This is a genomic window from Salinivibrio costicola subsp. alcaliphilus, assembly GCF_001996185.1.
Classification (GTDB): Bacteria; Pseudomonadota; Gammaproteobacteria; order Enterobacterales; family Vibrionaceae; genus Salinivibrio; species Salinivibrio costicola.
The window spans coordinates 24,028-44,420 of sequence record NZ_MUFR01000014.1 but is presented as its reverse complement, the minus strand read 5'-3'; the positions used below and the strand labels follow the sequence as shown (position 1 = coordinate 44,420).

General features: G+C 49.3%; 18 protein-coding genes. 6 read left to right on the top strand and 12 right to left on the bottom strand.

Translation table 11 applies throughout. From position 1 onward, the window contains the following. Positions 1–51 precede the first annotated feature (51 nt). The 5 genes from BZJ21_RS06540 to rppH form a co-directional block, all read right to left on the bottom strand. The gene (locus BZJ21_RS06540; protein ID WP_077669394.1) at positions 52–891 is read right to left on the bottom strand and encodes a thymidylate synthase; all 840 of its coding nucleotides are present in this window, start codon (positions 889–891) and stop codon (positions 52–54) included. 88 nt (positions 892–979) lie between these two features. Beyond that, positions 980–1,777 carry a prolipoprotein diacylglyceryl transferase gene (lgt, locus tag BZJ21_RS06535; RefSeq protein ID WP_077669393.1) on the bottom strand — a complete coding sequence of 266 codons (798 nt, stop codon included), beginning with the start codon at positions 1,775–1,777 and terminating at the stop codon, positions 980–982. A 12-nt stretch (positions 1,778–1,789) separates the two neighbouring features. Next, positions 1,790–2,599 carry a sulfite exporter TauE/SafE family protein gene (locus BZJ21_RS06530; RefSeq protein WP_077576783.1) on the bottom strand — a complete coding sequence of 270 codons (810 nt, stop codon included), beginning with the start codon at positions 2,597–2,599 and terminating at the stop codon, positions 1,790–1,792. Beyond that, positions 2,596–4,854 (bottom strand): phosphoenolpyruvate--protein phosphotransferase, encoded by a 2,259-nt coding sequence (gene ptsP, locus BZJ21_RS06525; RefSeq protein ID WP_077669392.1) that lies wholly within the window; start codon positions 4,852–4,854, stop codon positions 2,596–2,598. The genes BZJ21_RS06530 and ptsP overlap by 4 nt, the downstream gene beginning before the upstream one ends. 12 nt (positions 4,855–4,866) lie before the next feature. Next, positions 4,867–5,379 (bottom strand): RNA pyrophosphohydrolase, encoded by a 513-nt coding sequence (gene rppH / locus BZJ21_RS06520; RefSeq protein WP_074211929.1) that lies wholly within the window; start codon positions 5,377–5,379, stop codon positions 4,867–4,869. A gap of 581 nt (positions 5,380–5,960) precedes the next feature. Here rppH and mutH point away from each other — a divergent pair. Continuing rightward, complete coding sequence (gene mutH, locus BZJ21_RS06515) at positions 5,961–6,674, top strand: DNA mismatch repair endonuclease MutH (protein ID WP_174566338.1); 714 nt, start codon at positions 5,961–5,963, stop codon at positions 6,672–6,674. Between the two features lie 7 nt (positions 6,675–6,681). On the opposite strand, the gene BZJ21_RS06510 is transcribed toward mutH, so the two are convergent. Beyond that, on the bottom strand, positions 6,682–6,984 hold the full coding sequence (locus BZJ21_RS06510) for a DUF6482 family protein (protein ID WP_077461734.1): 303 nt from the start codon (positions 6,982–6,984) through the stop codon (positions 6,682–6,684). Positions 6,985–7,192: 208 nt separating this feature from the next. Between BZJ21_RS06510 and BZJ21_RS06505 the strand changes: the two genes are divergently transcribed. Together BZJ21_RS06505 and BZJ21_RS06500 are read left to right on the top strand one after the other, a co-directional pair. Continuing rightward, on the top strand, positions 7,193–8,227 hold the full coding sequence (locus tag BZJ21_RS06505; RefSeq protein ID WP_021023317.1) for an NADP(H)-dependent aldo-keto reductase: 1,035 nt from the start codon (positions 7,193–7,195) through the stop codon (positions 8,225–8,227). A gap of 80 nt (positions 8,228–8,307) precedes the next feature. After that, positions 8,308–8,739, top strand: a complete 432-nt coding sequence (locus BZJ21_RS06500; protein ID WP_077669391.1) for a PACE efflux transporter — start codon at positions 8,308–8,310, stop codon at positions 8,737–8,739. 34 nt (positions 8,740–8,773) lie between these two features. Here BZJ21_RS06500 and BZJ21_RS06495 read toward each other — a convergent pair whose 3' ends face one another. The 5 genes from BZJ21_RS06495 to xerD all read right to left on the bottom strand — a co-directional run bounded on the left by BZJ21_RS06495 (position 8,774) and on the right by xerD (position 15,674). Next, positions 8,774–10,111 carry a sigma-54-dependent transcriptional regulator gene (locus BZJ21_RS06495; RefSeq protein ID WP_077669390.1) on the bottom strand — a complete coding sequence of 446 codons (1,338 nt, stop codon included), beginning with the start codon at positions 10,109–10,111 and terminating at the stop codon, positions 8,774–8,776. A gap of 233 nt (positions 10,112–10,344) precedes the next feature. Beyond that, complete coding sequence (lysS, locus tag BZJ21_RS06490; RefSeq protein WP_077669389.1) at positions 10,345–11,853, bottom strand: lysine--tRNA ligase; 1,509 nt, start codon at positions 11,851–11,853, stop codon at positions 10,345–10,347. 26 nt (positions 11,854–11,879) lie between these two features. After that, a protein-coding gene (gene prfB / locus BZJ21_RS06485; protein WP_101494558.1) for a peptide chain release factor 2 occupies positions 11,880–12,978 on the bottom strand; the annotation gives its coding sequence in 2 pieces (ribosomal slippage) (positions 11,880–12,902 and positions 12,904–12,978; 1,098 coding nt in all). A 94-nt stretch (positions 12,979–13,072) separates the two neighbouring features. Continuing rightward, on the bottom strand, positions 13,073–14,803 hold the full coding sequence (recJ, locus tag BZJ21_RS06480) for a single-stranded-DNA-specific exonuclease RecJ (protein ID WP_077669388.1): 1,731 nt from the start codon (positions 14,801–14,803) through the stop codon (positions 13,073–13,075). Positions 14,804–14,825: 22 nt separating this feature from the next. Beyond that, positions 14,826–15,674: a site-specific tyrosine recombinase XerD gene (xerD, locus tag BZJ21_RS06475; RefSeq protein WP_217706594.1), complete on the bottom strand. Its 849-nt coding sequence runs from the start codon at positions 15,672–15,674 to the stop codon at positions 14,826–14,828. Between the two features lie 189 nt (positions 15,675–15,863). Between xerD and fldB the strand changes: the two genes are divergently transcribed. Further along, on the top strand, positions 15,864–16,382 hold the full coding sequence (gene fldB, locus BZJ21_RS06470) for a flavodoxin FldB (RefSeq protein ID WP_025744416.1): 519 nt from the start codon (positions 15,864–15,866) through the stop codon (positions 16,380–16,382). 141 nt (positions 16,383–16,523) lie between these two features. Here the strand turns inward: fldB and brnQ are convergent, their stop codons facing one another. Next, positions 16,524–17,828 carry a branched-chain amino acid transport system II carrier protein gene (brnQ, locus tag BZJ21_RS06465; protein ID WP_021023325.1) on the bottom strand — a complete coding sequence of 435 codons (1,305 nt, stop codon included), beginning with the start codon at positions 17,826–17,828 and terminating at the stop codon, positions 16,524–16,526. Between the two features lie 310 nt (positions 17,829–18,138). Here brnQ and BZJ21_RS06460 point away from each other — a divergent pair, with 310 nt between their 5' ends. Next, positions 18,139–18,843 carry a tRNA1(Val) (adenine(37)-N6)-methyltransferase gene (locus BZJ21_RS06460; protein WP_236719528.1) on the top strand — a complete coding sequence of 235 codons (705 nt, stop codon included), beginning with the start codon at positions 18,139–18,141 and terminating at the stop codon, positions 18,841–18,843. Between the two features lie 106 nt (positions 18,844–18,949). Then, on the top strand, positions 18,950–20,173 hold the full coding sequence (gene srmB / locus BZJ21_RS06455; RefSeq protein ID WP_077461742.1) for an ATP-dependent RNA helicase SrmB: 1,224 nt from the start codon (positions 18,950–18,952) through the stop codon (positions 20,171–20,173). The last annotated feature ends 220 nt before the right edge of the window (positions 20,174–20,393 follow it).

The following is a 20,393-nucleotide window of genomic DNA, read 5'->3' as shown; positions in this document are numbered from 1 at the left end:
CCTCGTTAACGTTACTGCCTATCAAACAGCAATGCGTTAAACAGCTATGTGTTAAACCGCAATCGGCGCTTTAATGGTCGGATGCGGATCGTAGCCTGCAATCTCAAAGTCATCGATTTTATATTCAAAGATAGAGGCAGGCTTGCGTTTAATAGTCAATGTCGGCAACGCACGCGGTTCACGCTTTAGCTGTTCATGGACAATATCATCGGTCAGATGGTTATGATAAAGGTGAGCATCACCGAAAGTATGGACAAAATCACCGACCGCTAGGTCGCACTGTTGCGCCACCATATGGGTGAACAGCGCATAGCTGGCAATATTAAACGGCACACCCAAGAAGTAGTCTGCACTACGCTGATAAAGCTGGCATGAGAGCTTGCCATCCGCCACGTAGAACTGAAACAAACAATGGCAAGGGGCCAAGGCCATTTTGCCTTGCTCCGCGTTCTCTGATGGGCTGATGGACTCATCCGGCAAATCGGCAGGGTTCCACGCAGTGATAATATGGCGACGCGAATTGGGTTTGGTTTTAATTTGCTCGATCAATTGCGCAATCTGATCCACGGTTGAGCCATCTGGACACGCCCAAGAGCGCCACTGAGCGCCATAGACGGGACCGAGATCACCTTGCTCGGTGGCCCATTCATCCCAAATACGTACCTTGTTGTCTTGTAAGTACTGGATGTTAGTCTCGCCGTTAAGAAACCACAAAAGCTCGTGGATAATCGCTCGGGTATAGAGTTTTTTGGTCGTTAACAGTGGAAAGCCTTCAGCAAGGTCGAACCGTAGTTGGCGTCCAAATATCGATCGCGTTCCGACACCAGTGCGATCTCCCCTATCTGTCCCATTATCGAGAATATCCTGCATCAACGCCTGATACTGCTTCATAGTGTTTCCTATCATTGACCGAACAAACAAAAGGCACCGCTGAGGTGCCTTGGTGTATCACTTACTATAACCGATTCGCGTTATTCGGTCACTTGGCGGGTTGGCATCGATACGCCCATAGCATCATCAACGCCCCTACGATCACCATCGGCAACGATAAAAGCTGCCCCATACTGAATATTCCTGCAAATAACCCGAGATGTGCATCAGGCTCGCGGAAATACTCCACAATAAAGCGAAATGTGCCGTAACTGGCTAAGAAAAGCCCCGATACCGCACCCATTGGGCGTGGTTTTTGAATATACACGTTGAGGATCACAAATAACACGACGCCTTCTAATGCAAACTCATAAAGCTGCGAGGGATGGCGTGGCCACGGGCCCCCGGTTGGAAAGACCATCGCCCAAGGGACATCCGTTACCCGTCCCCACAGTTCGCCGTTCATAAAGTTGCCCAACCGGCCAGCGCCAAGGCCAAATGGTACTAACGGCGCAATAAAGTCGGCAACGGTAAAAAAGTGACGCTGCGTTTTACGTGCATACCATGCCATGGCGGTGATCACACCCAACAGACCACCATGGAAGGACATGCCTCCTGTCCATACTTTGAACAAAAACAAGGGGTCGGCGATAAAAGCATCCAATTGGTAAAAAAGCACATAGCCAATGCGTCCACCCAATACCACGCCAAGAAAGCCGGCAAACAGCAGATCGCTGACTTCTTCTTTGTTCCAACCACTGTTGGGTTTTGTCGCACGATGGTTTGCCAGCCAAAGAGCAAACACAAACCCTAACAAATACATCAACCCGTACCAGCGTACCGCTATGGGGCCTAACTCGATTAATACCGGGTCGATTGACGGAAAGGTGAAATAACCTTCAGCCATGAATTTGATCCTTTATTTCAACAACATGCTAGCGCCGACAATAACAAGAAAGACGGCAAAAATACGTTTTATTTGCTCAGTAGGTAACTTCACCGCAAGCTGCGCGCCTACCCGTGTCATCCACACAGACGTGGAAACCACCCCGAGCAACGCGGGTAAATACAAGTATCCGACACTGAGTGGCGGTAAGGGTTCCGTTTGTCGCCAGCCCAACCACACAAAGCTAATCATGCCACCGAACGCTAATACCGCTCCCCCCGCTGAGGCACTACCTATTGCTTGATGCATGCTGACCCCACGCCAGTGTAAATATGGAACAGTAAAGGATCCGCCACCAATGCCTGCCAAGCTAGAAAGCGTCCCAATCAAGGTTCCAGCCGCAGAAAGCCGCCACCAATGCGGCAATGGGCGCGCTTGATAGACGCGGCGATTAAGTAACATTTGCAGTGCCATCGCAAGCACAATCACACCAAATAAACGGGGTAGCCAATCAGGAGGCAGCAAGTCAGCAAATCCGGCCCCAAGACTACCGCCTAACAGCATACCAGGAACAAGAGCTTTGACCGCCTCGACATGCACATTACCTAAGCGAAAATGCCGCCATGCCGACGCACTTGAGGTCAAAACGATCGTCGCTAACGACGTCGCCAGAGCAATGGGCATCACCACCGTCGGTGAAATGCCAAAAACCGGCAATAGAAACGTTAAAGCGGGTACCACCACCAGTCCACCGCCAATGCCAAGCAGCCCTGATAAGGTACCTACGCACGCACCGACTAGCATGCAGACCACAAACAACAACAGTGTTAGGCCAGTGATCATCGCATTTGTCCGATTTTGACTAGCGCATCAAGCCCATGTTCGGCGAGAAAGGCTTCGGTCGATGCTCGAATCGCATCAGGGTCGTCTAATGTCAGCATAGTATTCGCCTGCACCACTAACGCCTCATGCGGTAATCGACTTAACAGATATTTGATTTTGGCGACATTCCGAGTGTTCATACTCAGTTGCTGGTAACCCAATCCCACTAATAATGCTGCACCCACAGGATCGCCGGCCAACTCACCGCAGACACTTACCGGTAATTGATGGCGCGCACCCATGGTTGCAATGGATGATAAGGCATGGAGTACTGAAGGATGCAGGGCATCAAAAATATCCGCGACCCGCGCATTATTACGATCAACGGCGAGTAAATATTGGGTCAAGTCATTGGTCCCTACCGATAAAAAATCGATATCACGCGCGATATTATCCAACTGATACAAAATAGAGGGGACTTCGACCATGATCCCGAGCATAGGGATATTAACGCTCTCACCCGTGCTCTCGGCCTCTTGGCTGACCTCTTGATACGCGCGGCTGACCAAGGTTTTCGCTTCCAATAACTCATTGCGGCCAGAGATCATTGGCAGTAGTAACTTAAGGTTATTTAAACCTATGCTCGCGCGTAACATCGCACGGACTTGGATCAAAAAGATATCCGGATGATCCAAGCTGAAGCGAATACCGCGCCACCCCAGAAAAGGATTATCTTCTTCCACACTTAGGTAAGGAAGCGGCTTATCCCCACCGATATCCAACGTACGCATCACCACAGGCTTATCAGGATAACTGGCAAGAATGGCGCGATACTGTTTCACTTGTTCGTCTTCAGAGGGGAACCGGCGTAACATTAAAAAAGGGACTTCAGTGCGAAAAAGTCCTACCCCATCCACCCCTTGATTAATCGCAATTTGACTATCGGCACTAAGACCGGCATTTAAATGGACCTCAACCCGGGTGCCGTCTTGGGTTTGTCCCGGGCTGGCCAGTGCTGTCTCAAAGGTCGATTGTAAGCTGGCTTCTTCTTGAACCAATTGCTGGTATTCGTTGATCAAGGCCTCGGCAGGCTCGATCATTAATATCCCTTTGTGTCCATCGAGGATAACGGTTTTGTGGTGCAAGCGTGAGGGAGAAAAGCTGACCCCCATGATCGCAGGGATCCCTAATGCCCGCGCGAGAATGGCAGCATGAGAATTAGCCGCTCCCTGTTCGGCGACAACGCCTGCCAGTAAGGTACGAGGAATCGAAGCCAGCATACCGGCTGTCAGCTCGTGAGCCAGTAACACAACCGGTGATGAAATCGCTGGAGCACTGCCTGCCGGGGCCATCAAAAAATAGAGTAATCGCTGACCCAGTTCTTTTACATCGTCTGCGCGCGCTTTGAGATAAGGATCGTCCATCAGGGAAAAGCGTGCGGAAAAGGCCTCCACAGTTTGTCGCACGGCCCACGTCGCTTCATCGCCTTGCTGGATCCTGACCGTTATGTCTTCTCGCAACATGGGATCATTGAGCAGATGTACAAACAGATCAAAAATCGCTAATGCGTCTTTTTGTAGCTCCTTATCAAAGCGCTTACGCAAACGCCGGAACTCGGTACTGGCCTCATCAATCGCGGCGTCTAGGCGGTCGAGCTCTCGCGACACATCGAGACTGCTTGCCGGAGCAACGTCTTCTAGCCTTGGTTGCGACTCGTCGCACCAAGCTTGAGCAATACCGATCCCCGGTGACGCCGGCATCCCTTCAAGTAAAATAGGCGATCGGGTACCTTGCCACCCCCCTTGCGCATCCGCATGGGCAAATACCACCGCCAACTGCGCGGCTAAGGTGACAAGAAACGACTCTTCACTTTCATCAAATTGACGCGGTTGGTGTTGCTGAACGACTAGTACGCCCAGCACCTTTTTGCGATAAATAATGGGCGTACCCAAAAAAGATTGAAACGCATCTTCTCCTGTCGCTGGAAAAGGTTTAAACGCAGGATGTCGTCGTGCATAAGCGAGGTTTAAAGGCTCAGCCCGTTGACCAACCACGCCAACTAACCCGTCACCAAACGACATCGACACTTGCGCCGACGGATCGAGCCCCTGCGTTGCCATCAAATCAAAGCTTTGTTGCTCAAAGTTGGCGAGATAGACAGAGCAGCACTCGGTACGCATTGCCAAGCAGGTTTGTTGCACCAACGTATGCAGCGCCTGATCGAGATCGGCTGACACTGCAACGCTTTGCACAATATTCCTTAACTGCGTGAGCACCGAGTTTCTCCTTTACCCTCGCTTATTTTTACGTCGAGGTTTGCGTTCTTTAAAAGGCATCGCAAGCGGCGCAAACTCTTTCATTGCACGCCGATAGACTTCACGCTTAAATGCCACGACTTGACGCACAGGATACCAATAACTGACCCAACGCCAGCCATCAAATTCCGGTGTCCCGCCGCGCGAGACGTTCACCTGTGACTCATCACACTCAAGCTTTAGCAAAAACCATTTTTGCTTTTGCCCAATACATACGGGTTTAGAATCCCACCGCACCAAGCGTTTCGGTAATTTATAACGTAACCAATGTCGACTAGTCCCCAAGATGCGCACATCTTTTTTGGTCAGCCCAACTTCTTCATACAATTCACGATACATGGCTTGCTCAGGACTTTCTCCTTCATCAATACCACCTTGTGGAAACTGCCATGAATGCTGACCATATCGACGAGCCCAGAGTACTTGACCGTGGCCGTTACAAATTACTATCCCCACATTGGGACGATAGCCATCGCCATCAATCACTGGACAACCTCAATGATAAATCTCTACTGAACCTGATTTTTTCACAAAAAGCGGCTGAGGGTAAACAAACATTGTGGATTGACCTTCTTTTTTGCGCTCTCGTCGTCATCTGAGGATAACTCACTCTCTAACAGGAAGTTATAAACATAGCAATGAGAGTTTGCGCACATTTATTCACGCTTTCTGTGGATAGATTTGTGAAGAAGCCTAGAAAAAGTGCATTAAAGCATCAGGTATCGATCATCTAACGGAAGGAAATATTGTCATACAACTAAAATAAGACTTTAAATTCATAAACTTAAAAGTAATTCGTTAAGGTAGGATCCTTGACAAGATCCGACGATCATTAAATACGCACAGATCGCTCAAAGATCCACCAGTTAGTGAATTATCCACATCGATAGCTCAAAAAAACGACAGATCAGCTCTTTTATCCATTTTTCTCTGATTTTTATTACTGTATATATGATCATGTGCCTCATTTTACGCGCATAAAATGATGCCCATGTGGATAACTAAAGGACAGTCATGACATTCTCTCCCCAAGGATCCACTTGCAGCACTGATGACAGTTCTCGATAATGCACGACCGTTATGCCCATAAACAGGATCGAGCCACTGTGATACATCCTCCTGAGTCTGAACAGATACTGATGGACCGAGCACTAGAGCTTGCAGGTCTGACGCTGGGTGAAGTGAGCCAATCACTAGCGATAAGCTGTCCGGAAACACTCTCTCGGGAAAAAGGCTGGATCGGTATGTTACTCGAGACCTGTTTAGGTGCCAATGCGGGGAGTAAGCCTGAACAAGACTTCGCACATTTGGGGATTGAGCTAAAAACCATTCCCGTCAACCAAAACGGTAAGCCTCTAGAAACAACCTTTGTCTGTGTCGCGCCGCTCACTGGGATTGCGGGGGTTCGTTGGGAAACCAGCCATGTAAGACAAAAACTATCACGCGTGTTATGGGTCCCAGTGGAAGGCGAGCGTGATATTCCCGTGGCGAAGCGACGGATAGGGACCCCCCTGCTGTGGTCTCCTAGCTCAGAAGAAGACGCATGCTTACGCGCCGACTGGGAAGAATTAATGGATTGGGTGGCATTGGGACGCGTGACCGAAATCACGGCACGTCAAGGCCAATACTTACAATTGCGGCCCAAGGCTGCTAATGGCAGCGTACTCACCGACGCCTTTGGGCCTCATGGCGAGCCAATTCGAACGCTACCACGTGGGTTTTATTTACGGACACAATTTACCCACCAGATCCTGACCCGTTACTTCCTCGATCCACAATAATAGCGCCTTAAAATCGAATCGGCATGTCTTCGCGACACCCAGGCTCCCCACCGGTCGCGAACTCATCATAGGGATCCATTAAGCGTAACACGCCCTGTTCAATGCCAAGCGCCTTGAGCTTATCCCCCACTTGTCCCACATGATCAAACTGCATCACCTCGCCGGTTTGATCGGAACGTAAAGGCTCGAGCTGCTTCTTGATTTCGACTTCTACCGAATACTTGGCGCCTCCCGCATGAGCCATGATGTAGCATTGCGGACATGACTGGGGATCCGCGCGCATCCACGCCTTGAGTTGTGCATAGTTCATTTGACTTTCCTCTTGTCGCTTTCTTTGGCGCCTGTTGCTACCTGACCCAATACACCCCATCGCCCGGCAATTCATGGCGTCACCCATACAAGTAATGGTTAAAGTTTGCACACCTGTCAAGCCGAGCGGTGCGGTTAAACCGCTTTCGATTAAAGGCAAAATTCTCTACTATGGACTGCCATAGGTCGATTGCAGACAAGGAGACAGGATGCAATACCACCGTTTGCCCCATTCCTCGCTAGACGTGAGTAAAGTGTGTCTTGGCACAATGACATTTGGTGAGCAAAATAGTGAAGCCGACGCGCATGCTCAGCTCGATCTTGCTTTTGAGCGCGGTGTTAATTTTATCGACACCGCAGAGATGTACCCCGTCCCCCCAAGCCAACCGACACAAGGTTTAACCGAGCAATATATCGGTAACTGGCTGGAAAAGTCGGGAAAGCGCGATCGTGTGATCCTCGCCACTAAAGTGGCTGGCCCGCGCAATGTTCCTTACATCCGTGACAACATGTCGCTCAACCGACGTCATGTGCATCAAGCCGTTGAAGATAGTCTGACGCGACTGAAAACCGACTATATCGATTTGTATCAAGTCCATTGGCCGCAACGGCATAATAACTGTTTTGGTAAGCTCAATTATCCTTATCAAGACGAGCATTCTGGGGTGACGATTTTGGATACCTTGGATGCACTGAACGAGCTAGTACAAGCGGGAAAAATCCGTTATATCGGCGTTTCTAATGAAACCCCTTGGGGCGTGATGCGCTATTTGCATCTGGCAGAGAAGCACAGCCTCACACGTATTGTCTCTATTCAGAATCCGTATAACCTGCTTAACCGGACGTTTGAGGTGGGGCTCTCTGAGATCAGCCACCAAGAAGGGGTGGAGTTATTGGCTTACTCACCGCTTGCCTTTGGCGCACTGAGCGGTAAATATTTGCAAGGTGCACGTCCAAAAGGCGCACGCTGTACACTGCATCAACGCTTCGCCCGTTATTTTACTGAATCAGGGCAAAAGGCCACACAAGAATACGTCGATCTGGCTCAGCGTCATGGTCTTGATCCGGCGCAAATGGCGCTGGCGTTTGTGAATACGCGTCCCTTTGTCGCCTCTAACATTATTGGCGCCACCACACTCAAACAGCTAGAGAGCAATCTCGACAGCTTGGATCTGACACTGAGTGATAATGTGCTTGCCGGTATTGATGAGATCGCTAACCGCTACCCTAACCCCTGCCCTTAGATCGCAAAACGGCAACCCCTTGGGGTTGCCGTCCATTTCATGTAATCTGGCCGTATTATCCAGCCTAACGCGGCAACTTGATGAGAACACAGGCAGATAGATGGCGCCATGCTATCGGTTTTGAACTAACGGGCTTGATCTTGGTGGTCTTGGGGCTCAATTGGATCCTTGGGGCTGGGATCGGTCACCTTGGCGTGATGGGGGCGATTTTTTCAGTTCTCGCCACCTTCTGGAATTATGTCTACAACATTGGCTTTGATAAAGCGATGTTAGCGCGGCGGGGCTCGGTGATCAAAACCCTCCCCTTGCGTCTGTTGCATGCTTTACTTTTTGAGGCTGGGCTTCTGGTCGCCACTATCCCCTTTATCATGTGGTGGCTGTCGATGAGCTTTTGGCAAGCTTTGAGCATGGATATTGGGCTCGTCATTTTTTATCTGATTTACGCGTTTGTTTATAACTGGCTGTATGACTATTTGTTTCCGATCCCAGCTCCCCACTCAAAACAAGGCTGAGTGCATCAACCTTCATAGAAATACGTCAAAAGGTTTATTGACGAAACGTGCGTGGCGCGGGGATCAAATTGTGTTTATTTAAAAGCCGATACATGGTCGCACGTGAAACACCGAGCTCTTTAGCCGCGGCCGATACTTGTCCCTTATTTTCCTCTAGCACAGCAATTAACGCATCGCGTTCCGACTCTTCACGGATTTTACGTAAGCTTTGTTTATAATCACCCTGATGGGGCAAATCTAAGTGCTCCGCATCAATCACCAGATGATCGGCCAGCAATACCGCGCGCTTCACCTGGTTGATAAGCTCGCGCACATTACCCGGCCATGAATAACTACTGAGCACACGCTTGGCTTCATCAGAAAAGGTTCGCGCTTGCGTATTATATTGACGTGCAAACTTAAGCAAAAAATACTCTGCTAACTCAGGTACATCGGACTGGCGATCTTTAAGCGCTGGCATATTAATACGCAGCACATTCAATCGATAATACAAGTCTTCGCGAAATAATCCTTCGGCGACACGCTTTTCTAAATCCATATGGGTGGAGGCAATCACACGCACATCGAGATCACGATTATATTGGTCATGGGTGATATCCAAGGTGCCTTCTTGCAGCAAATGCAGTAAGTGCCCTTGCAAGTGCAGGGGTAAGTCGCCAATTTCATCAAAAAACAAGGTGCTTTTATGACACTGGCGGATTTTCCCTGGCATCTTTTCATCGCCCAGCAACGCATGCTGCATCGACTCATCGGCTAACGCCGAGCATTTCACCGACTCAAACGGCGCTTTCGCACGAGTAGATGCATGATGAATCGCTTGGGCCACTAGCTCTTTACCGGTACCGCTCTCGCCGGCGATTAACACAGACACATCGGTTGGCGCGACACGACGTACTTGATCACGCAACTTTTTCATCGCCGAGCTCGTTCCCTCTAGTCCCATATCACTGTGGTCACCGAGTTGTGGCCAGACATGGCGCTCAAGACGCAGCATACCGAGTTGGTGACCAATGGTACTCATCAGTTGCGAATTAGGAACAGGCGAGGTGAAGTAGTCAATACAGAAACTGACAATAAACTGGCAGATCGCTTCATTAATAAGCTGATTTTCTCTCACCAAGGCTAACCAACGCACCTGCTTGTTACGGTTAACTAGCGAAGCGACACCATTGAGGCTAAAGTCGTTATGGCTGAGATCGACAATACCAATACAAGGGCCGATATCTTGTAACAATGACTGCGCAGCACGCAAATCATAGCAGCGATGACAATGCCAGCCAGCTTGCTCAAGGGTTGCCAGCCAAGGCTCATAAGCGCCACCGACCACCACGAGTGAGCTTAAGGTTTTGTCACTCCCTGCATCAAATCCCATAACACCTGCCTTACATCCAGTCTGTCATACTACTTGCCAAACAAAGCCTTATTATAAAGATGGCCGATTTTAAATCTGTCTCAATAAAGAGACATCAGATGGACACCATAAGCATTATTTTAGTCAAATATATGAATAAACCCGATAAAATGTTGAGTCTTTGACCTAAATATCGGGTATGAGGCACAAAAAAAGCGGCTCTATGAGCCGCTTCCATGGTGGTCTTTCCAGCTTTAGCTACCTTGTTGAGGGCGCATCGCTGGGAACAAAATCACATCGCGAATGGTATGTGTATTGGTAAAGAGCATCACCAGACGATCAATGCCAATCCCCTGCCCTGCCGTTGGCGGCAAGCCATGTTCAAGCGCATTAATGTAATCAGCATCGTAATACATGGCCTCATCATCACCGGCATCTTTGGCATCAACTTGGGCTTTGAAGCGCGCATCTTGATCTTCGGCATCATTCAGCTCCGAGAAGCCATTGGCCACTTCACGCCCACCCACGAAGAATTCAAAACGGTCAGTCACGAATGGGTTGTCATCATTGCGACGAGCCAATGGTGAGATATCCGCTGGGTATTCGGTAATGAAGGTCGGCTGAATTAATTGTGGCTCCGCCGTTTCACCGAAGATTTCTTCAAGTAACTGGCCAGCCGTCCAAAACGATTCGACACTGATATTCAGTGATTTCGCAATGGCGGCTAGATGATCTCGCTCTTGCACATTGTCATCGTTCAGCGCTTGAATCTCAGCATGATCAGGGTTGTACTGCTTAATGGCATCAAGCATGGTAATGCGTGGGTAAGGCCCAGCAAAATTAATCTCATGTTCGCCATAAGGCATTACAGATTGCCCCATCACTTCCAGCGCCACACGCGATAACATATCTTCGGTGAGATCCATCAGATCGTTATAGTCCGCGTACGCCATATAGAATTCCATCATGGTGAATTCTGGGTTATGACGTGGCGACAAACCTTCGTTACGGAAATTCCGGTTCACTTCAAACACACGCTCGAAACCACCGACAACGAGACGCTTGAGGTATAGCTCAGGCGCGACACGTAGATACATGTCGATATCTAACGCATTATGATGAGTGGTAAATGGACGTGCTGTTGCTCCACCTGGGATAACGTGCATCATCGGTGTTTCCACTTCCATAAAGTGTTTTTCTACCATGTAGTTACGAATGGCGGTCACCACACTTGAACGCACTTGGAATGCGTGACGTGACTCTTCGTTGACAATCAAGTCGACATAACGTTGACGATAACGCAGCTCTTGATCAGCCAAGCCATGGAATTTTTCTGGCAACGGACGCAATGCTTTGGTCAGTAGCTGGTAGCGCTCCATGTTGACATACAGATCGCCTTTGCCCGACTTATGCAGCGCACCATGCACGCCAATAATATCACCAATATCTAAGCCTTGGTACTCGGCTTTCAGCGCTTTTTGTACGTCTTTCGAGGCATAGGCTTGCACACGGCCCGAGACATCTTGTACCACCATAAATGGTCCGCGCTTGGCCATAATACGGCCTGCGATCGTGACTTTGTGATCAAGTGTTTCAAGCTCGGCTTTGTCTTTATCGCCAAATTCAGCCTGCAGGTCTGCGGCAAGATGCTCACGACGGAAGTCGTTAGGATGGCCGTTTGCCTTACAGTTTTCACGAATGTGATTCAGTTTGGCGCGACGCTCGGCAATCAGCTTATTTTCGTCTGGTAACTGGTCAGTCATAGAAAACCCTTTACATTAAATCGTGATTACAGGCCAGATTTGAGGCTGGCTTCAATAAATTTATCTAAATCGCCATCAAGAACGGCCTGGGTATTACGGTTTTCAACACCGGTACGCAAGTCTTTGATACGCGAATCATCCAAGACATAGGAGCGAATTTGACTGCCCCAACCAATATCCGACTTTGCATCTTCGTTGGCTTGTTTTTCCGCATTTTGCTTTTGTAGCTCAAGTTCAAACAGCTTGGCTCTTAGCTGTTTCATCGCTTGATCTTTGTTTTTGTGTTGCGAGCGATCGTTCTGACACTGCACCACGGTATTGGTCGGAATATGCGTAATACGGACCGCTGATTCTGTGGTGTTAACGTGCTGACCACCGGCCCCCGATGCACGGTAAACATCAATGCGTAAATCAGAAGGATTGATCTCGATATCAATGTCGTCATCAATTTCAGGGTACACAAACGCAGACGCAAATGAGGTATGACGGCGCCCGCCAGAATCAAACGGCGACTTACGCACCAAGCGATGTACGCCTGTCTCCGTACGTAACCATCCGTAGGCGTATTCGCCCGATATACGCACAGTCGCCGATTTAAGCCCAGCGACATCGCCTTCAGATACTTCGATAACTTCGGTTTTAAAGCCTTTTGCATCCGCCCAACGAAGGTACATGCGGAGCATCATGTTGGTCCAATCTTGCGCTTCTGTGCCGCCAGACCCTGCTTGCAAGTCAATATAGCTATCGGATGCATCATGCTCGCCAGAGAACATACGACGGAATTCAAGCTTAGTGAGCTTTGCTTCAAGGTCGGCCAACTCAGGCTCAACTTCATCAAAGGTTTCTTGATCGTCTTCTTCGACCGCCAGCATCAACAGCTCGTTGACCTCTTCGCCCCCTTGGGTCAAGTGATCGATGGTTTCAACCACCGCCTCCAGTGAAGCACGCTCTTTACCCAGCGCTTGGGCACGTTGTGGTTCATTCCATACGTCGGGTTGTTCTAATTCGGCATTAACTTCTTCTAGACGCTCTTTTTTAGCATCGTAGTCAAAGATACCCCCGAAGGACATCGGTGCGTTCAGCGATATCCGCGAGGCGATTTTTGATTGGATTAATCTCAAACATGGTCAAGCATCTTCATTATTTGCGGAAATTTAACCGCCGAATTTTAGCGAATTGTCGCGCTAATAAACAGGGCGTGATGGAAAAAGCCGCACAATTAAGCCGGCTCAAGGTAAGAAACAATCAGCTGAGCACTGCGATTACCACGAAACTCATTGATATCCAGTCGATAAACGAGGTGAAGCGTTTTGACACTGGGATCTGGCCAGCGACGCAAATCCACATTAAATGCGATCGCATCTATCATGGTGCCACCACCTTCAGGCTCAACCATCAATTTTAAGTGTTTTCCTCCCACCAGCTTTTGCTGTAATACATGAAAGTTGCCATCAAACTGCGGCTCTGGAAACCCTTGTCCCCAAGGTCCGCCAGATTGAATGATCTCGGCAGTCTCTATCCCCAGCTCATGGCTTTGCAGCGCGCCGTCGCTCAATAGTACCCCTTTAAGATCATCCTCACTGACCTGCTCGCGCACCTGCGCATCAAACTGCTTGGCGAACGTATCAAACTGTGCTTCGTCGATGGTCAGTCCCGCGGCCATGGCATGGCCGCCAAACTTTTTAATTAACCTGGGATTGAGCGTATCTATCCTATCTAGCGTGTCACGCATATGTAAGCCGGGAATCGAGCGTGCCGATCCTTTGATCAGCCCCTCGCCACCGTCGGCAAAGGCGATCACCGGACGATGAAATTGATCTTTTAAGCGCGACGCGAGAATGCCAATGACACCCTGGTGCCAATCGCGCTGAAATAAGGCCAGTCCCACCGGTAAATCTTGCTCAGAGTGTTCGGCAATCAAGCGCTCGCACCAAGCCACGGCTTCTTGCTTCATACCTTGTTCGATATCTTTACGCGTTTGATTTAACGCATCCAGCTCGGACGCCATCCGTCTGGCCGCATGGATGTTGTCGCACAGTAATAGCTCTACCCCGAAGGCCATGTCATCTAACCGTCCTGCCGCATTGATCCTGGGTCCTAGCGCAAAACCAAAATCACTGGCGACCAGTGTTGCCATATTGCGATTGGCGACCTCGATCAAGGCTTGAATCCCTGGCCGACAACGACCTGCTCGGATCCGCTGTAACCCTTGATGAACAAGAATGCGGTTGTTGCTATCAAGCGCCACCACATCCGCCACCGTGCCGAGTGCGACTAGATCGAGTAGCTCAGCCAGATTAGGGATAGCCAAACCTTGTTGCGTAAACCAACCTTGGTCACGCAAGTGCGCACGCAAGGCAAGCATTAAATAAAACGCGACCCCGACCCCTGCTAACGCTTTAGAGGGAAAGTGGCAGTCATCTAAATTCGGGTTGACCATCGCATCCGCATTCGGCAGTTGATCGCCGGGCAAATGATGATCGGTTACCAATACGTGCATACCGAGGGCTTTGGCATGGGCAACACCTGCTAATGAAGATACGCCGTTATCGACGGTCATAATCAGCTCTGCGCCTCGCTCAGCGGCTTGATCAACCACCTCTGGGCTCAAGCCATAACCATCATCAAAGCGATTGGGCACCAAATAATCTACGCGTGTCGCGCCCATCATACGCAGTGCTTTCACTGATAGCGCCGATGAAGTCGCGCCATCAGCATCAAAATCTCCAACGATTAAAATAGACCGATGGGCCGCCAAGGCCTCGGCAAGCAAGTGTACGGCGGCATCGATCCCTTTGAGCGCTTGATATTGATGGAGCCCCGCTGCGCTGCGATTTAGCTCGCTATCTGTTTGTAGCCCACGGTGCGCATATAAACGCTGTAAGAGCGGAGGAATGGCATCGCTGAATGCTGGCGTGACTGACGGCGTCCGTCTTTTTATTTCTATCATGAAGTGATTGCCAATTTGCGGATTAACCTCGAGGATGATGCGCTTGATGAAGCTGTTTCAAACGCTCCGTCGCCACATGGGTATAAATTTGCGTCGTTGAAAGATCACTGTGCCCCAACAACATCTGTACTACCCGCAAATCCGCACCATGATTAAGCAGATGGGTCGCGAAAGCATGTCGAAGGACGTGTGGAGATAAATCATCGGTCTCAATACCGGCCAGTTGAGCATAATATTTAATTCGATGCCAAAAAGTTTGTCGTGTCATTTGCCGCGCGCGTTTGCTCGGAAAAAACACATCGGTGCTGGTTTGGCCCAATAAGACGGGACGACTGTGAGCTAAATACTGTTCGAGCCAATCCACCGCCGATTCCCCCATCGGTACTAACCGCTCTTTATCGCCTTTCCCTGAGACACGCACGACACCTTGTCGGAGGCTCACGGTTTCAGTGGTGAGTTCAATTAATTCGGTTACACGTAGCCCGGTGGCATAGAGTAGCTCTAGCATCGCTTTATCTCGCAACTCTAACGGATCGCGCGTGTTCGGTGCCTCTAATAAATCGTCGATCTGCGCTTCAGTTAGATCTTTTGGCAATCGTTTAGGTTGTTTGGGACTTATCAGCGTCGCACTCGGATCGTCGGGACGCAACTTCTGACGGTATACATATTGAAAAAGCCGACGTAATGCCGACACCATTCGGCTGCGAGAGCTGGATTGGTAGCCTTGTTCGTGTAACCAATACTGATAATCTTGTAAATCTTGCTTACTCACTGCCACTAATGCGCGACGGTCGAGCCAGTGACAAAGCTTGAGTAAGTCGGCACGATAGGAATTTAAGGTATTCTCGGATAACCCGCGTTCCATCCACATGGCGTCCAGGAACTGTTCGATTAATTCAATGTTTTTATTCACGTTCAGCCTGCTTGGTTATAAATCGGAAAATACGTGGTTTGCCGGGGTAGGGACGGCCAACATTATACAAAATGTCGCTAGCCCTTGCTGGATCAAATTGCCGTTCAACAGGTAAACTGCCCGCATGATAAACAACAGAGTCGCGCTATGAAAATCGGTCTTTTTTATGGCTCTACCACCTGCTACACCGAAATGGCCGCGGAAAAAATCCGTGATTTTATCGGTGACGATCTGGTCGAGCTCCACAATGTTAAAGAAACGCCGCTCGCCAAGATGGCAGACTATGACTTACTACTGCTAGGCATTTCCACCTGGGATTTCGGCGAACTCCAAGAAGACTGGGAAGCCGTTTGGCAAGATATTGATAGCTTGCAGCTAAACGATAAAGCCATCGCCCTGTTCGGTTTAGGGGATCAGGAAGGCTACGCGGAATGGTATCTCGATGCCATGGGCATGCTTCATCAGCAGTTGCAAGGTTGTGGCGCGCAGTTTATTGGCTACTGGCCTACCGCAGGCTACCGCTTTGATGCATCCAAGGCGGTGACGGAGGATGGTAAACAGTTTGTCGGCTTAGCCCTCGATGAAGACAGCGAATACGATCTCAGTGATGAGCGCATTCAAACCTGGTGCGAGCAAGTGCTGGTAGAATATCAGGCAATGCTTTAGCGCGCACTGCGTGCAATCAATCCGACGCTGAACACTTGCTAAGCGTGAGCGCTTGAATCGCCTAGGCGGTGATAGAGTTACCACTACCATAATAAAAAAACCGCGCTACTTGGCGCGGTTTTTTATCTTAATGCAAGACGATTACGCTTCGGCTAAGGCCGAGTCTCGGGCGCCAACAAACTTGGCCACCACCATGGCGACTAACGTCGGCAGTAACCACGCCATACCGACATCAAACAATGGCAAGAAGTTGAAGGTGCTCATATCGACTCCCATTACTTTTACCGCATCGAGTAAGCTAAATACCAAGGCAACGCCCATCACTAAACGATAACCCAGTGCTGGATTCGGCAACCAGCGACGAATAAAGGTCAAGCCAATCAGGGCAATCGCGACGGGGTATAAAGCGAACAACACCGGAACGGAAATGGCGATTAACTGCTTTAGGCCAACATTGGCAACCACGGCACAGACGGTTGCCACCACTACCACCCAGCGGCGGTATGTCCATGAAGTCAGTGAGCTAAAATAGTCTGCACATGCGCTGACCAAGCCAATTACCGTGGTCAAACACGCCAAACCGATGATGGCGGCAAGGATCATTTGTCCAACCGGACCAAACAGCGCATCCACATAGGCGGCCATGATTTCGCCACCGTTTTGTGTCCCCTGTGCCACCACACTCGCGGTTGAGCCTAAATAAAACAAGGAAACATAGACAAACGCTAAGCCTGCGGCAGCAATAATGCCGGCGTAAATCAGATACATGCAGGTCGCTTTGTTGTCTTCAATACCTTTTTTGCGGATAACATCGACAATCAACATACCAAACATCAAGGCGGCGAAGGTATCCATGGTGTTATACCCTTCAAGAAAACCGGTCGTCAGCGCATTCTCAACGTAACTTCCTTGCGCGGCGGCCACCTCACCTTGTGGATTAACAATCACCGCGATCGCCAAGATCGCTAATGCCGCAAATAATAAAGGCGTCAAGAATTTACCGATCGTGTCGATCAGTTTTCCTTGCGAAAGAGAGAAAAACATCGCGGCGGCGAAAAAGACAACAGAAAACGCACCCAGCTCAAGCTGTCCAGGCGATGACAAAAAAGGCTTAAAACCAATCTCGTAAGCGACCAATCCGGCACGAGGCGCCGCAAAAGCCGGGCCAATGATAATAAAAATCAACACTGCCATCAGGGTCGCGACACCGGTTGGCAAATCACGAGTGAGCCCTTTCCAGCCCCCTCCTGCGATGGCAACGGCGATAATACCAATCAGCGGAAGACCGACGGCAGTGATCAAAAATCCGATCATGGCGGCGGTGTAATGGTCGCCAGCTAACATGCCAGCTTGTGGTGGAAAGATTATATTTCCCGCGCCTAAGAAAAAGGCAAAGGTCATAAAACCTAACGCTAAAATATCTACTAATTTTAAACGTTTAGTCACGATGAATACCTACAGCTTTAGAGGGTGTTTGCAAATGAATAATCTTTCGCCCATCTGAAACGCTGATTTATAATATTTTGTTTCAGACGATAGGCGGAATGCAGAATAATGAACAAGTTCCCTGTCACAGTAAAGGCATTGGCAAAAAACCTTGTGATCTTCTGCTTTAGCAATAACAATCAGCTCAATAAACTGGCTAAATAATTATCTCTGGCATTTTTCAATAACGATATCTTGCAACACTCTGATCACATTAAAGCAAAAAATGCTATCGGCTTGCTGACCAAACTACGGAGACACTGAGCATCTTGTGAGTCAATTTCGATTTAAACAGTTCACGATTGAACACAGTCACTGTGGCATGAAAGTCAGTACCGACGGGGTACTGTTAGGGGCGTGGGCCGAACCGAATCAGGCACAACACAGTTTAGATATAGGAACTGGCACCGGATTATTAGCCCTTATGTTGGCACAACGTTTTCCTAACCTGGCAATGACAGCCGTCGACTATGACGTGTCAGCGTTTCACTGTGCATACGACAATGTGGCAAGGTCACGGTTTATGGATCAAATTCAGGTACAACAGACCGATATCAACACCTATCGCAGCCCGCACCTATGGCCTCACATTGTGTGTAATCCGCCGTATTTTACCAGTGGTGTTTCATCAAAAAACAAGCAACGTGCGATCGCCAGACACACGCAAACGCTTAGCCATGAAGATTTAGTTCACTGCTTGGCTCGTCTTTTAACGCCAACAGGATGTGCTGATCTGATTTTACCCGTCAAAGAGGCCGAGGCGTTGATCGAACAGGCCGCTGAATGTGGTCTCTACTTACGCCGCTATGTCCGCGTGAAGCCAAGCTCGAATAAACCGCCATCACGATTATTGTTCACTTTAAGTCCCACGACGGGAACGCTAAGATCTGATACGATCACCGTGCGTGATCAACATGGCAACTACACCCAAACGTTTGCCGCCTTGACGCGCGCGTTTTATCTCAAATTGCCGTAAGCAAAACATTGCAGTGTAGGACAACCCGTATTGGTGATGACGCGCTGCCTATTTACACCATTTGCGTCTATAATGCCGCGCTTAACTATCCTTGGAGAATTACCCTGTGCGAAGCTTTGCCGAACTAGAGCTGGATCCTGAACTGCTCAGTGCACTCGACGATATGGGCTATCAGCGCCCAACGCTTATCCAATCGGAGGTCATCCCCCATGGTATGGATGGGCGCGACATCCTCGCGTCGGCACCAACCGGAACGGGAAAAACCACGGCTTTTTTGCTGCCAATGCTGCAGCACTTGTTAGATTTTCCACGGCAAAAGCCAGGACCAGGCCGCGTGCTTATTCTGACCCCCACGCGTGAACTGGCAATACAAGTCGCTGATGAAGCGCGTGCATTAGCCAAAAACACAAGTCTAAAGGTGTTCACCATTACGGGCGGGATTTCGTATCAAGAGCACGCCGAGCAATTGGGAAAAACCCAGGATATTGTCGTCGCGACCCCAGGTCGCTTAATGGAGTACATCGAGGCAGAGCGTTTCGATTGTCGCGCCGTTGAGTGCCTTATTCTCGATGAAGCAGATCGCATGTTGGATATGGGCTTTGCCAATACGGTCAATCGCCTATCTGATGAGTGCCAACGTCGTCGTCAGACCATGCTATTTTCAGCAACGCTTGAAGGTCGCGGCGTTAGCGGATTCACTGACAGTCTTTTGGACGAGCCAGAGCTAATTGATGTCACCCCTCCTCGCCGTGAACGCAAAAAAATCACCCAGTGGTATTACCGTTGTGACGACCTCAATCATAAACGCGCGCTACTCAAAGCCATTGTGAACGATCAAGCGGCGCGCGCGATTGTCTTCATAAAAACACGTGAACGCTTGGCGGAACTTCGCGAGTATATGCAGTCACAACAACTCGAATGCGCCTGGATTCAAGGTGAAATGCAACAAGCCAAACGCAATAATGCCATCAGCCGTTTTAGTGAGGGAAAAGTGCGTATTCTCCTCGCGACCGATGTGGCCGCTCGCGGCATTGATGTGCCTGATATCACCCACGTGATTAACTACGATCTTCCGCGGACTGCCGATGTGTATTTACACCGTATTGGTCGCACAGCACGCGCGGGTAAGAAAGGATCTGCCATTTCGCTGGTTGAGGCCCACGATCAGCCCATGATGGATCGGATCACCCGTTATATGGATGAAGATATCAAAGAGCGAACCATTGATGGTTTGAAGCCAAAACATAAAAAAGCAGAGCACAAAAAGAAAAAAAAGAAGCAAAGCGATAAAAAGACAACCACAGCTAAAAAGCCCAAAAAACGCAAATAGATTTAGACATCCATCCGTCACACTGACTGGCTGAAATATAAGGATTTACTCAAGGAGGCCCTACACGGTCTCCTTTTTTTCGCCTGTCACGTCCATTTTACTGCACACTAAACGATCAATTTCACACATCACGCAATGCAATGACACAAAATATTAACAATTGAGCTGCAAATCAGTTTAAGATGCTAGCCGCGATTACAATAAAACATGATGCAAACAC